Origin of the sequence: Parapontixanthobacter aurantiacus (genome assembly GCF_009827635.1) — a bacterium.
In the GTDB taxonomy this organism is placed as follows: Bacteria; Pseudomonadota; Alphaproteobacteria; order Sphingomonadales; family Sphingomonadaceae; genus Parapontixanthobacter; species Parapontixanthobacter aurantiacus.
The window spans coordinates 1,144,424-1,156,828 of record NZ_WTYW01000001.1 but is presented as its reverse complement, the minus strand read 5'-3'; the positions used below and the strand labels follow the sequence as shown (position 1 = coordinate 1,156,828).

Below are 12,405 nucleotides of genomic sequence, written 5' to 3'. Positions count from 1 at the left end.
CGACCCGCCTATGGCAAGGCGCGCGCGCTTTTGCGAATCCGGGCGGGCAATCCCGGCCAGCGACATCGCAGTCACGAGAATTTCTTGCGTCCGGTTGGCAGCCTGCGGGCGGTCCGGACCAGCTTTGAGGAACGAGAATGGTCAAGCCAGAATGGGGCACGAAGCGCACCTGCCCGAAATGCGGCACGCGCTTTTACGATTTGAACAAGGACGATCCCGTCACCTGCATCGAATGTGGCGAGGAATGGGAGCCGGAGCCCGTCCTCAAGTCGAAGCAGCCGATCCCCTTCGACGACGAGAAGAAGAAGGATACCGAGGCCGACAGCGACCTGGCCGATGACGATCTCGAGGATATCGACGAGGACGACGATTCTCCCGACAACGAAGTCGATCTGGGCGGCGACGACGATCTCGGCGTGTCCAAGGGCAAGGGCGACGACGACAAGGACGACGAGTAAATTGTTGCAAAGGGCGGCCCTCTCGCATAGGGGGCTGCTTTCGCGCTTCGGCGCGAGATGGAATGGCACGGGGCCTTAGCTCAGCTGGGAGAGCGCAACACTGGCAGTGTTGAGGTCAGCGGTTCGATCCCGCTAGGCTCCACCATTCACCGCCTTCGGGCGGGTCCTGGAAGTCAGGAACATAAAGTGCTGAGGTAGCGCATAGCGCTGAAGCACGGACATGAGGTGCTCAAGTAGCGCAAAGCGCGGTAGCACGAAACGAAGAAGCCGGGGCATTCTTGCCTCGCACGCTGGCCAACGAGGTTTCGTTCGCCGGCGTTTTTGGCATTTAACGCCTGCGCGGCAGCATCGCTGCCATGCGGCAAGGTTTTGGAGAACGCGCATGTTCGACAATCTGTCAGATCGCCTCGGCGGGGTGTTCGATCGCCTGCGCGGGCGCGGCGCGCTTGGCGAGGCCGATGTGCGCGAAGCCATGCGAGAAGTGCGCATCGCCCTGCTCGAGGCGGACGTTGCCCTGCCGGTCGTCCGCCGCTTCATCGATGCGGTAACCGAAAAGGCGATCGGTCAGGATGTCCTGCGTTCGATCACGCCGGGTCAGCAGGTCGTCAAGATCGTCAATGACGAACTCGTCGAAATGCTCGGCGGGCAGGGCCACGAAGGACTCGAACTCGACGTCAAGCCGCCTGCCGTGGTGATGATGGTCGGTCTGCAGGGTTCGGGCAAGACGACCAGCACGGCGAAGCTCGCACGCTACCTCAAGCAGAAGCATGGCAAGAAGGCGCTGATGGCGTCGCTCGACGTGCAGCGTCCCGCCGCGCAGGAGCAGCTGAAGGTGCTCGGCGAGCAGGCCGAGGTCGCGACGCTGCCGATCATCGAGGGCCAGCAGCCGGTCGATATCGCGCGCCGCGCGCTCGAAGCGAGCCGTTTGCAGAGTTTCGACGTCCTGCTGCTCGATACCGCCGGCCGCCTTCACGTCGACGAGGCGTTGATGGCGGAGATGAATGCCGTCGCGCGCGTGTCGAACCCTGCCGAGGTGCTGCTCGTCGTCGATGCGCTGACCGGCCAGGATGCCGTCAATGTCGCGCAGAGCTTCTCCGGCGAGGTCCCGCTGACCGGCGTGATCCTCACGCGGATGGATGGCGATGCGCGGGGCGGTGCGGCGTTGTCGATGCGGCATGTTACCGGCAAGCCGATCAAGTTCGCCGGCACGGGCGAGAAGCTCGATGCGCTCGAAGCCTTCGATCCGGAGCGCGTTGCCGGGCGCATCCTCGGCATGGGCGATGTCGTCAGCCTCGTCGAGAAGGCTGCGGCGACCATCAAGGAAGAGGATGCCGAAGCCCTCGCCAAGCGCATGGAGAAAGGTCAGTTCGACCTCAACGATCTGCGTATGCAGCTTCAGCAGATGAACCGGATGGGTGGCCTCGGTATGCTCGCCGGAATGTTGCCGGGCATGAAGAAGGCGAAGGCCGCGCTGCAGGGCAGCGGAATGGACGACCGGGTGCTGCTCCACATGGATGCAATCATCGGTTCGATGACCGCGAAGGAGCGGGCGAACCCCGCCTTGCTCAATGCGAAGCGCAAGCGGCGCGTCGCGGCAGGCTCCGGCACGCAGGTGCAGGACGTCAACCGCCTCCTTAAGATGCATCAGGAAATGGGTCGCGCCATGAAGCAGATCAAAAAGATGGGCGGGCTGAAGGGGCTCGGCGCGCTGTTCGGCAAGGGCGGTCTTGATGCCGCAATGCCAGGTCTCGGCGGGCCGGGCGGCGGCATGGGCGGCGGTGCTGGCGGATTGCCGCCGGGCTTTCCCGGCATGGGCGGTCGCAAGAAATAGATTTCACTCAAATACAAATAATTTCAGTTTGTTAAATTCGAAAGGTAAGAGATTATGGCAATTGCATTGAGGCTGTCGCGTGGTGGCGCGAAGAAGCGTCCTTATTACCGTATCGTTGCTGCGGACAGCCGCAAGCCGCGTGACGGCAAGTATCTGGAGCAGATCGGCGTTTACAACCCGCTGCTCGCCAAGGATGACGACAACCGCGTGAAGCTGGACGAGGACCGTGCGCGTTACTGGCTCGGCGTTGGAGCCCAGCCGTCGGATCGCGTAGCTCGCTTCCTCGATGCCGCCGGCATTCGCGAGCGCGAGGCACGCAACAACCCCAACAAGGCGAAGCCGGGCGAAAAGGCTACCGAGCGGGCCGAGGAAAAGGCTGCTAAGGCTGCCGAAGCCGAGGAAGCTGCGAAGGCTGCCGAAGAAGAAGCCAAGAACGCTCCGGCCGAGGAAGAAGCCGAAACGACTTCGGAATCGACCGAGGAAAGCAGCGATGCTCCGGTCGAAGGTAGCGAAGAAACCGTCGACGAAGCGCTGGAAGAGAAGTCTGGGGACTGATCGGCGTCATGCCGGACCGCCCGGATACCGCTCCCGGCACGATTGCCCTCGCGGCGGTCGCCGGGGCGCATGGCGTTGCAGGCGAAGTCCGGCTGAAACTGTTCGGGGAGAGCGTCGAGGCGCTCTCCTCGCATCCCTCCTTCAACGACGGCGCACTGACGCTGTCGAAGGTGCGCTCGGACAATAAGGGCGGGGCCATTGCGCGCTTCGCCGAAGTGCGTGACCGCAACGCTGCCGAGGCCCTGCGGGGCACATTGCTCACCGTATCGCGCAGCACCTTGCCGCCGCTGGAAGAGGGCGAATTCTACCATGCCGACCTGATCGGTCTTGCCGTTCAGACGAATGACGGAGCGGCGGTCGGTCGAGTGGTCGCGGTCGAGAATTTCGGCGCGACCGACATCGTCGAGATCGAGAAACCGGACGGCAAGCGGTTCATGATTCCCCTGACCGAAGACGCCGTTCCTCACTGGGACGACGAGACACTGACCGTGGATGCCGCATTCGTCGACTGATCGTCCGCAGGGACGCTCTTTCGCCCCCTCCGTCAGTTCAGCGTTTGAGCGGCTTCTGCTCGGCGAGTTCGTTGCGGATCGTCGTCGCCGCCACGCCAGCCTGTCCCATCGCATGGCTTATCTGGTCAAGCCCCAGCACGACGTCGCCCGCGGCGAAGAGGCCGGGCACGCTCGTGCGCATATGCTCGTCCACTTCGAGGCAACCTTCCTCGCTCGCCTTGGCTCCAGCCGCCACCGCCAGGTCGCTGCGGATGATCGAGCCGAGCGCGGGATAAGCGCTGTCGAAGCTGAGGGTTCCGTCTGCCACGCGCACGGCCATGCGCCCATTCTCAAATGCGTATTCGCCGCACGGACCGTCCGCTCTCGTAATTGCGTAGTTGTCGAGTTTGGCGAGACACTCGTCGTCCAGATCGTGTTCCGCATCGGGCGAGATGAGCGTCACGTCCTTCGTGAAGCCGCGCAGGAAGATAGCCTCAGCCGTACCATGACTGCCCGTTCCGATGATGCCTACCCTCTTGTCCGTCACCTCATAGCCGTCGCAGACCGGGCAATAGCGCAGGAGACCGCGTTCCAGTGCCTCGTCATGGAAAGCATCTTCCATTCCGGGCGGATGGCGGTTGAAGACCCCGGTCGCGAGCAATACGCTACGAGCGAGAAACCTTCTGCCATTGCTACTTAGCGAGAATACGTTACCGTCTTTCGCAAGCGCCTCGACCCTCGTCGCTTCGCGCATCGTGCCGTATTTGATGGCCTGTTCCCGCATTCGTTCGAGAAGGGTGGTTCCCCTGATCCCCTCGGGAAACCCTGCGTGGTTATGCGTCGTGGGAATGAGGGCAGCGCGGCTCGTCCCGCAGTCGAACAAGCGGACGGAAAGGTGATAGCGCGCGAGGTAGATAGCAGCCGTCAGGCCCGCCGGTCCGCCGCCGATGATGATGCAGTCATCCGGTTGAGCCATTTCCTCTTTCCGTTGCTCGCGAGAATTGGCAGGAGCCGACCATGTCCGATGCTTGTTCAGATCCGAGTGCCAGCCCCTTGGCGCATGAGGCGCTAGCGCGGTTCGTATGGCGATGCAATCAAGCCTCTGCTGTTAACGCGGTCAGCTGCAGGACGATTAACAAATGACCTTCGCCGCGACCGTCCTCACGCTGTACCCAGAGATGTTTCCCGGTTCGCTCGGCCACTCGCTGGCGGGGCGGGCGCTCGAACGCGGCGACTGGTCGCTCGATGCGGTGCAATTGCGCGACTTCGCGACGGACAAGCATCGCAACGTGGACGACACGCCTGCCGGGGGTGGGGCGGGCATGGTGCTGCGGGCCGACGTCCTCGGCGCTGCGATTTCAAGCATTCGGGACGACAGGCCGATACTCGCCATGACGCCGCGAGGCCAGCCGATCACGCAGCAACGCATCCGCGAGATAGCAGGCGGGCCGGGCGTCGCCATTCTGTGCGGTCGTTTCGAAGGCTATGACGAGCGGATCTTCGAGGCCTATCCCCAGATCGAGCAGGTCAGTCTGGGCGACATCGTCCTGTCGGGCGGAGAACCGGCGGCGCTCGCCATACTGGACGCTTGCATTCGCCTCCTTCCCGGAGTAATGGGCGGCGCTTCAAGCGGTGTCGAGGAGTCCTTCGAGGGAGGGTTGCTCGAATATCCGCAATATACCCGACCATCTGAATGGGAAGGGCGCACGATCCCCGAAGTGCTGCGATCGGGGGATCATGCGAAGATCGCTGCTTGGCGCAAGGCAAGGAGCGAGAACGATACTCGGTTACGCAGGCCGGACCTTTGGGAGCGTTACTGTGACGCTCGGGACCAGTCTGCCTCTGGCGCGCGGCACGAAGACTAAGGACCAGGGGCCATGAACCTCATCCAGCAGCTCGAAGCGGAAGCGATCGAGCAACTTGCAGAAGGCAAGGAAATTCCGGATTTTCGCGCGGGCGACACCGTGCGCGTCGGCGTGCGCGTCGTCGAAGGCGAGCGTACTCGCGTGCAGAACTTCGAAGGCGTGTGCATCGCGCGTTCGAACCGCGCGCTGAACAGCAATTTCACCGTTCGCAAGATGAGCTTCGGCGAAGGCGTGGAGCGCGTGTTCCCGCTCTACTCGCCCAATGTCGAAAGCATCACGGTGGTTCGCCGCGGTGTGGTACGCCGTGCGAAGCTGTATTATCTGCGCGGTCGTACCGGCAAGCGGGCCCGTATTGCGGAACGTCGCGACAACGCCCCCAAGGCATAAGCTGCCGCAAGGCAAATTATTAGGGAAAGGGCGGTCCGGTCGGGCCGCCCTTTTTCGTTGGAGCTTGCCAAGTTGCCTCACCATTGCGAGGAGCATGGCCGCGAGGCAACGACGCGATAGCGCTTGATGCCGCGCCGCCAGCTTACGCCCGCCAAGAACGAGGTTTCCGATTGACATGCGCTTTGCCATCACCGCCGCCGCCCTGCTGTTCGCCAGCCCCGTCGCGGCGCAGGAACAAAGCGTGACGAGCGCTCCGCAGCTTAGCTTCGAGCGGGTATTCGCCTCGCCCTCGCTCGACGGGCCGGCCCCGCGTCAGGCGAAATTGTCGCCCGACGGGCGCTATCTGACGCTGCTGCGGAATCGCGCGGAAGATCGCGAGCGCTACGATTTGTGGGGTTATGATCGCCAAACCGGCGAGTGGTCGATGCTGGTCGATTCCGAGAGCCTCGGATCAGGACAGGAACTGTCCGAGGACGAGAAGATGCAGCGCGAGCGGCAGCGGATCGGCAATCTGTCGGGCATCGTTTCCTACGAATGGACCGCCGACGGTGCGGCTTTGCTCGTGCCACTCGATGGCGATCTCTATCTTGCTGGGCTGGACGGATCGGTCCGGCGGCTGACACAGAGCGAGGACAGCGAACTCAATCCCAAGCTCAGCCCGGAAAGCACCTTCCTGTCCTTCGTGCGCGATCGTCGCCTGTGGGTCGGTGAAGTGGGCGAGGAACCCCGTCCGATAACCCCGAAAGAGGGCGACACGATTCGCTGGGGCGAGGCGGAGTTCGTCGCGCAGGAGGAAATGGGCCGCCTGACCGGCTATTGGTGGGGGCCCGAGGAACGCCGCATCGCTGTCCAGCGCACCGATGAAAGTCCGGTCGGCATTGTGACCCGTGCCGCGATCGGTGCGACCGGCACGAAGGTCTTCGAACAGCGCTACCCCGTCGCGGGGTCCGACAACGCCATCGTCGAGCTTTACGTCATGGACCCCGACGGGCAGAACCGGATCAAGGTCGATCTTGGCGAAGAGACGGACATCTACCTGGCGCGCGTTGATTGGGCGCCGGATGGCAGCGCGCTCTACGTCCAGCGGCAGAACCGCGAACAGACAAGGCTCGACATGCTGCGTGTCGATCCGGCGACTGGCGCGAGCGAAGTCTGGTTCACCGAGAATGCCGCGCAGGACGACTACTGGATCAACCTGTCGGATAATTACCGCTTTCTGGAGGACGGCTCGCTTCTGTGGTGGTCGGAGCGCGATGGATACGGACATTTCTACCGGTTCGACGGAACGGACTGGCTGCGCCTGACGAGCGGCGACGAGCCGACGACCGCGCTGGTCGGTGTGAACGAAAAAACCGGTGAATTCTTCTATCAAGCGACGAGCGGTGTGCTGACGCAGCAGATCTACAAAGCGCGGCTGGACGGCAGCGGCACGCCGCAGCGCCTGACCGATCCGGCATTCACCAACAGCGCGAGCATGGATAGCGACGGCAGTGCGCTCTACATCACGCGCTCTAATACCGAGCAGCCGACGCAAAGCTATCTCGCCAATATTAACGGATCACGTCTGCAATGGGTGGAGGAGAACGCGCTCGACGCCGAACATCCTTATGCGCGCTATCTTCCGAGCCATCGTCCAGCGCAGTTCGGAACGATCAAGGCGGCGGACGGAGAGACCGATCTGTACTGGAAGATGGTCACGCCGCCGATGGAAGCGGGGAAACGCTATCCGGTAATCTACTACCATTATAGCGGGCCGGGACCGCAGGTCGTGACCCGTGGCTGGGACGGAGCCTTGCAGCAGGCGGTTGTCGATGCGGGCTATATCTGGTTCGAGCTCGACAATCGCGGCAGCGCCAATCGCGGTGTCGCATTCGAACAGCCGCTCTATCGCGCGATGGGCGGGGTCGAGGTCGCCGACCAGAAGGCCGGCGCGGAATATCTCAAGTCGCTCGACTTCGTGGATGGCGACAAGATCGCGCTCTATGGCTGGTCCTATGGCGGTTACATGACGCTGAAGCAGCTGCAGGCCGATCCGGGCCTTTACGCTGCCGGGATCGCGGGCGCGCCGGTGACCAAGTGGGAGCTCTACGATACCCATTACACCGAGCGTTACATGGGCGACCCGTCGAAGGTGCCGGAGGCTTACGAGGCGGCTGCGGTCATACCCAACGCGACCGAGATCGAGGACCCGCTGCTCATCATTCATGGCATGGCCGACGACAATGTGGTGTTCGAAAATTCCTCGGAACTGATCGCGGCCCTGCAAGAAGGAAACGTCCCGTTCCGCATGATGTTGTATCCCGGTTATACGCACCGGGTTTCGGGAGAGAACATCTCTCCCCATATGTGGAATACGATCATGACCTTTCTTGAAGAGGCCGGTGTTTCGCCGCCGCAATAGGCGAAGCGCCTTGCGCCCCTGATGAAGGGCGCTAGGGCGGTGAACGAACACGAACGAACGGAGAATTTGTCTTGGGTTATCGAGTGGCAGTCGTTGGTGCGACGGGCAATGTCGGGCGTGAAATGATGGCTATCCTGGCCGAACGCGAATTTCCGATCGACGAGATCGCAGCCGTCGCAAGTTCGCGCAGCCACGGGACGGCAGTCGAATTCGGCGACACCGGCAAGATGCTCAAGTGCAAGAATATCGAGCATTTCGACTGGGCGGGCTGGGACATCGCGCTCTTTGCCGCGGGCTCGGGTCCGGCAAAGGAATACGCGCCTAAGGCTGCAAAAGCCGGCTGCGTCGTGATTGACAACTCCTCGCTCTACCGGATGGACCCGGACGTGCCGCTGATCGTACCCGAGGTGAACCCGGATGCGATCGACGATTACAAGAAGCGCAACATCATCGCCAATCCCAACTGCTCGACTGCGCAGCTCGTCGTCGCGCTGAAGCCGCTGCACGATGCGGCCACCATCAAGCGCGTCGTCATCTCGACCTATCAGTCGGTTTCCGGCGCGGGGAAGGCCGGCATGGACGAATTGTTCCAGCAGAGCCGGGCAATTTTCGTGGGCGACCCGGTCGAACCGGAAAAGTTTACGAAGCAGATCGCCTTCAACGTCATCCCGCATATCGACGTGTTCATGGATGACGGCTCCACCAAGGAAGAGTGGAAGATGGTGGTCGAGACGAAGAAGATCCTCGATCCCAGGATCAAGCTGAATGCGACCTGCGTGCGCGTGCCGGTCTTCGTGGGCCATTCCGAGGCAGTGAACATCGAGTTCGAGAAGGAAATTTCGGCGGACCAAGCGCAGGAAATCCTCCGCGAGGCGCCGGGTTGCATGCTAATCGACAAGCGCGAGGACGGCGGATACGTTACGCCCGTCGAAAGCGCCGGCGACAGCGCGACTTATATCAGCCGTGTGCGCGAAGATCCGACGGTCGAAAACGGTCTGACGCTTTGGTGCGTGAGCGACAATTTGCGAAAAGGGGCAGCCCTGAACGCCGTGCAGATCGCGGAACTGCTCGGCCGGCGTCATCTCAAGAAGGGCTGATCGCAAGGTGCGTGCGATCCTCCCGTCACTGCTCGCGCTGTCGCTCGCTTGCGCGCTTGCCGCCTGTTCCGGTTCGGACGGCGATGAGGAGGCTATCGAGGCCAATCGCAAGGCGCTCGATGCGGCGACGATCCAGGCGTTCGACTCGGTCGAGGCCGCTTCGATTGCTTTGGACGGAGAGGGCTTGCGCATCGTTGCTCCACGCGGTTCCGGCTTGCTGCTCGGTTTCGGCGCAAAGCGCGGCACGGTGGAAGGGCTGCTTCAGAACCTTTTGGAAGACGAGCCGGAGCGGACCATCAACAACGAATGCGGCGCAGGGCCGATGAAGTTCACGAGTTTCGGCAGCCTGACCCTCAATTTCCAGGATGGCGAGTTCGTCGGCTGGCTGGTTGACGAACGCGGCAAGCAATCGACCATCGACGGGGTCGGCATCGGGACGACGCGTGCTGAGGCGGAGCGGTCGCGAATCATCGAGATCATCGATGGCAGTACGCTCGGCACCGAATTTTCGAGCGGCGCGATTAACGGCTTTCTCGCGGATGAAAGCGCGGATGCGCCTATTACCGGGCTGTATGCAGGCACGAACTGCTTCTTTCGCTGACCGTTTTTGCCGGACATACGAGGCCATATCATGAGCGAGCCGACGATGACGATAGTCGATAGCTTCGACGGAACGCCTCTGGCGGTGCACCGGATGGGTGAGGGCCGACCCGTGCTGATGCTTCACGGCCTGTTTTCCGATGCGAACACCAACTGGATCAAATACAGTCACGCAGAGCGGATTGCGCAAGCCGGTTTCGAATGCATCATGCCGGATCTGCGCGCTCATGGGCATAGCGGCAAGCCGCATGACCCCACATTCTACCCAGATGACGTTCTGGCAAGGGATGTTGCCGCGGTGCTTAACCGGCTGGAGATAGAAGCGTACGACCTCGTCGGCTTCTCGCTTGGCGCGCGCACTGCCGTCCGCGCGGTCGTATCGGGCCTTGCCCCGCGGCGGCTGGTCCTGTCGGGCATGGGTTTGCAGGGGCTGGCCGGGTGGAACGAGCGCGCCGCCTTCTTCATCGATGCGATCGACCGGTTCGACGAGATCAAGCGCGGCGATCCGGCATTCTTCGCCGCCGCCTTCATGAAGACGATGAAAGTCGACCGGGTGGCGGCACGCGCTCTCCTGCAATCCGTGTCCGATACGGAGCCTCACGAACTTTCGCGCATCACCATGCCGACTCTGGTTCTTTGCGGAGCGGACGACCGCGACAACGGATCGCCCGAAGAGCTCGCGGATGCCTTGCCCGATGCGCAGCACGTCGAAATTTCCGGGACGCACATGTCCAGCGTCACCGAAGCGGCCTTGGGTGAGGAAATCGCGGCATTCCTCGATTGATTAAGCCTGGCAACAGGTTCATTCCGGTAACAGTTGAAATCATTACCGATCGAAGAGGACATAGCCCATCATGAAATTCGCTAGCGTAGCGCTGTCGGCGCTTGCCATTTCCCTCGCAACCCCGGCCATGGCCGACGACCACAACGCCTCCGCCATGTCGCAGGACGCGACCTTCCCGATGACGTCAGAGGGCGCAAAGGACTGGGTCGCAATGGTCGAAAACGACCTGTTCGACTATTCGATCGAAGCCTCGCGGGTCTACTGGATCAATTCCACCTACATCAACCACGATACCGATGCGCTCGCCGCGCAGATCGGCGCGGAAGGTACCGAGAAATCGGTGAAATACGCGCTCGAAGCGGCGAAATATGCGCAGGTTCCGGGTCTCGACGCCGACGTTGCGCGCAAGCTCGACATCTTGCGCAACGGCATCGTCCTGCCCGCTCCGACCGCCGACGGGGCGGCCACCGAGCTGAACGAGATCGCGACCGGCCTCAACAGCCAGTACGGCAAGGGCAAGGGCACGCTGAACGGCGAGCCGATCAACGGCAGCGACATCGAGGCCGAGATGGGCAATCTCGACCATACCCCTGCCGAATACGCAGAAATGTGGGCAAGCTGGCATACCAATGTCGGCGCTCCGATGAAGGAAGACTATGCCCGCATGGTCGCCATTGCGAATGATGGCGCGGAAGAGCTCGGTTTCGCCGACGTCGGGTCGATGTGGCGCTCCGGCTACGATATGGAGCCCGAGGAATTTGCCGCCACGACCGAGCGCCTATGGTCCGAGGTCAAACCGCTCTACGACAGCCTGCATACCTACGTCCGGGCGAAGCTGAACGAGAAATACGGCGACGAGGTGCAGCCCGCCACCGGTCCGATCCGCGCCGACCTGCTCGGCAATATGTGGGCGCAGGAATGGGGCAACATCTATCCGCTCGTCGCACCCGAAGGGGCCGGCGACATCGGCTACGACCTGACCGATCTCATCGAGAAGAAGGGCTATAGCGAGACCGACATGGTTCGCGTGGGCGAGCAGTTCTTCTCCTCGCTCGGTTTCGAGCCGCTGCCTGAAACCTTCTACGAGCGCAGCCAGTTCACGAAGCCGGCCGATCGCGAAGTCGTCTGCCACGCGAGCGCTTGGGATGTCGATAATAAGGACGACATCCGCATCAAGATGTGCATCAAGAAGAATGCCGACGACTTCATCACCATCCATCATGAACTCGGTCACAACTATTATCAGCGGGCCTATAACGAGCAGCCCTATCTTTATCTGAACGGCGCGAATGACGGCTTCCACGAGGCGATCGGTGATATGGTCGCTTTGTCGATCACGCCCGAATATCTCGTCCAGATCGACATGCTCGATCGCGCAGACGTGCCGGGCGCAGACAAGGATATCGGCCTTCTCTTGCGGCAGGCGATGGACAAGGTCGCCTTCCTGCCTTTCGGCCTGCTCGTCGACAAGTGGCGCTGGGGCGTGTTCGACGGCTCCATCACGCCTGCTGAGTACAATTCGGCATGGCATGAGCTGAAGCGCGAATACCAGGGCATCACGCCGCCGGTCGAGCGTCCCGCCGACGCCTTCGATCCGGGCGCGAAGTATCACATTCCGGGCAACACGCCCTATTCGCGCTATTTCCTCGCCCGTATTCTGCAATTCCAGTTCTACAAGGCCGCATGCGATCAGGCGGGCTGGGAAGGACCGCTTCACCGTTGCTCTTTCTATGGCAACGAGGAAGTGGGACGAAACCTCAACGCGATGCTCGAAATGGGCGCGTCGAAGCCCTGGCCGGATGCGCTGGAAGCATTCACCGGCTCGCGCGAAATGAGCGGCGAGGCGATGATCGAGTATTTCGCGCCGCTGAAGGCGTGGCTCGACGAACAGAACGAAGGCAAGCCGACCGGCTGGTAAGGCGATAGGGAAGGGCCG

General features: G+C 62.1%; 12 protein-coding genes and 1 tRNA gene. 12 read left to right on the top strand and 1 reads right to left on the bottom strand.

The features are described 5' to 3' along the window. Positions 1 to 137 precede the first annotated feature (137 nt). From GRI38_RS05595 to rimM, 5 genes are all read left to right on the top strand, one after another. The gene (locus tag GRI38_RS05595; protein ID WP_160681903.1) at positions 138 to 458 is read left to right on the top strand and encodes a TIGR02300 family protein; all 321 of its coding nucleotides are present in this window, start codon (positions 138 to 140) and stop codon (positions 456 to 458) included. Positions 459 to 527: 69 nt separating this feature from the next. Beyond that, positions 528 to 603: transfer RNA gene (locus GRI38_RS05590), tRNA-Ala, on the top strand. A 237-nt stretch (positions 604 to 840) separates the two neighbouring features. Further along, entirely contained in the window at positions 841 to 2,289 is a 1,449-nt protein-coding gene (ffh, locus tag GRI38_RS05585; protein WP_160681902.1) for a signal recognition particle protein, read from the top strand. A 54-nt stretch (positions 2,290 to 2,343) separates the two neighbouring features. After that, the gene (rpsP, locus tag GRI38_RS05580) at positions 2,344 to 2,844 is read left to right on the top strand and encodes a 30S ribosomal protein S16 (protein ID WP_160681901.1); all 501 of its coding nucleotides are present in this window, start codon (positions 2,344 to 2,346) and stop codon (positions 2,842 to 2,844) included. A gap of 8 nt (positions 2,845 to 2,852) precedes the next feature. Beyond that, positions 2,853 to 3,356, top strand: a complete 504-nt coding sequence (gene rimM / locus GRI38_RS05575) for a ribosome maturation factor RimM (protein WP_160681900.1) — start codon at positions 2,853 to 2,855, stop codon at positions 3,354 to 3,356. 37 nt (positions 3,357 to 3,393) lie between these two features. On the opposite strand, the gene GRI38_RS05570 is transcribed toward rimM, so the two are convergent. After that, positions 3,394 to 4,311, bottom strand: coding sequence for an NAD(P)/FAD-dependent oxidoreductase (locus GRI38_RS05570; protein ID WP_160681899.1), 918 nt, complete (start codon positions 4,309 to 4,311; stop codon positions 3,394 to 3,396). 163 nt (positions 4,312 to 4,474) lie between these two features. On the opposite strand from GRI38_RS05570, the gene trmD reads away from it, so the two are divergent. The 7 genes from trmD to GRI38_RS05535 all read left to right on the top strand — a co-directional run bounded on the left by trmD (position 4,475) and on the right by GRI38_RS05535 (position 12,387). After that, positions 4,475 to 5,200 (top strand): tRNA (guanosine(37)-N1)-methyltransferase TrmD, encoded by a 726-nt coding sequence (trmD, locus tag GRI38_RS05565; RefSeq protein WP_160681898.1) that lies wholly within the window; start codon positions 4,475 to 4,477, stop codon positions 5,198 to 5,200. Positions 5,201 to 5,212: 12 nt separating this feature from the next. Then, a complete protein-coding gene (gene rplS, locus GRI38_RS05560; RefSeq protein WP_160681897.1) occupies positions 5,213 to 5,587 on the top strand; it encodes a 50S ribosomal protein L19 in 375 nt (124 codons plus the stop codon). Positions 5,588 to 5,762: 175 nt separating this feature from the next. Then, positions 5,763 to 7,988: a S9 family peptidase gene (locus GRI38_RS05555; RefSeq protein ID WP_160681896.1), complete on the top strand. Its 2,226-nt coding sequence runs from the start codon at positions 5,763 to 5,765 to the stop codon at positions 7,986 to 7,988. A gap of 71 nt (positions 7,989 to 8,059) precedes the next feature. Continuing rightward, positions 8,060 to 9,085, top strand: a complete 1,026-nt coding sequence (locus GRI38_RS05550) for an aspartate-semialdehyde dehydrogenase (RefSeq protein ID WP_160681895.1) — start codon at positions 8,060 to 8,062, stop codon at positions 9,083 to 9,085. A 7-nt stretch (positions 9,086 to 9,092) separates the two neighbouring features. Further along, positions 9,093 to 9,686, top strand: coding sequence for an aspartate-semialdehyde dehydrogenase (locus GRI38_RS05545; RefSeq protein WP_160681894.1), 594 nt, complete (start codon positions 9,093 to 9,095; stop codon positions 9,684 to 9,686). A 30-nt stretch (positions 9,687 to 9,716) separates the two neighbouring features. Next, positions 9,717 to 10,469 (top strand): alpha/beta fold hydrolase, encoded by a 753-nt coding sequence (locus tag GRI38_RS05540; protein ID WP_160681893.1) that lies wholly within the window; start codon positions 9,717 to 9,719, stop codon positions 10,467 to 10,469. 70 nt (positions 10,470 to 10,539) lie between these two features. Then, complete coding sequence (locus GRI38_RS05535; RefSeq protein ID WP_160681892.1) at positions 10,540 to 12,387, top strand: M2 family metallopeptidase; 1,848 nt, start codon at positions 10,540 to 10,542, stop codon at positions 12,385 to 12,387. The last annotated feature ends 18 nt before the right edge of the window (positions 12,388 to 12,405 follow it).